Origin of the sequence: Candidatus Thiosymbion oneisti (assembly GCF_900092655.1) — a bacterium.
GTDB classification, from domain to species: Bacteria; Pseudomonadota; Gammaproteobacteria; order Chromatiales; family Chromatiaceae; genus Thiosymbion; species Thiosymbion oneisti.
On sequence record NZ_FLUY01000133.1, the window covers coordinates 1 to 739 of the forward strand.

Annotated in this window: 1 protein-coding gene; it reads right to left on the bottom strand. The window is 67.3% G+C overall.

Features of this window, described 5'->3' with window-relative positions; genetic code table 11:
• A partial coding sequence (locus BQ17_RS01350) for an MnmA/TRMU family protein (RefSeq protein WP_369406450.1) occupies positions 1 to 739 on the bottom strand: 739 nt, incomplete at both ends.

The window sequence follows — 739 nt, forward strand, 5'->3', positions numbered from 1 at the left end:
GAATTTCCCCCTCACCCCGGCCCTCTCCCGGAGGGAGAGGGAGTGAAATGCGCAGATTGTGCCGTGTGGCAGTATAGCGAGTATTATTCGGTGGTTCTGCCCAAGCCCGCTCGATGACGGCACCGCCGAGGCACTCCTCGCCCCGATAGAATACCGCGGCCTGGCCCGGTGTGACGGCGCGCTGGGGGCGCGCGAAGCGTACCCGACAACGGTCGTCCCCTAGCTCGATGAGCGTACAGTCCTGAAGGGCTTGGCGGTGACGTAGCCGCAGGCGGCAGGTGAAGGGCACCGCAGGCGGCTCGGCGGCGATCCAATGCGGGGCGCCGCCATCCAGGCCTCTGCTCATGAGCAGCGGATGGTCGTGGCCCTGGACCAGGATCAAGGCATTGCGGGCGAGGTCCTTGCGGGCCACGAACCAAGGCGCCTCGACCTGGCCCGCCAGGCCGCCGATACCCAGTCCCCGGCGCTGGCCGATGGTGTAATAGGCCAGGCCCTGGTGCTCGCCGATCACCTGGCCTTCCGGGGTCTCCATCGGCCCCGGAGCGCGGGGCAGATAGCGGGCCAGGAAGTCACGGAACCGACGCTCGCCGATAAAGCAGATGCCCGTACTGTCCTTTCTCTCGGCCGTCGGCAGGCCGGCGCGGCGGGCGATCGCTCGGACCTCGTGTTTGTTCAGATTACCGAGGGGGAACAGGCAGCGGCCGAGCTGCTCCTGTCCGAGCAGATACAGGAAATAGGT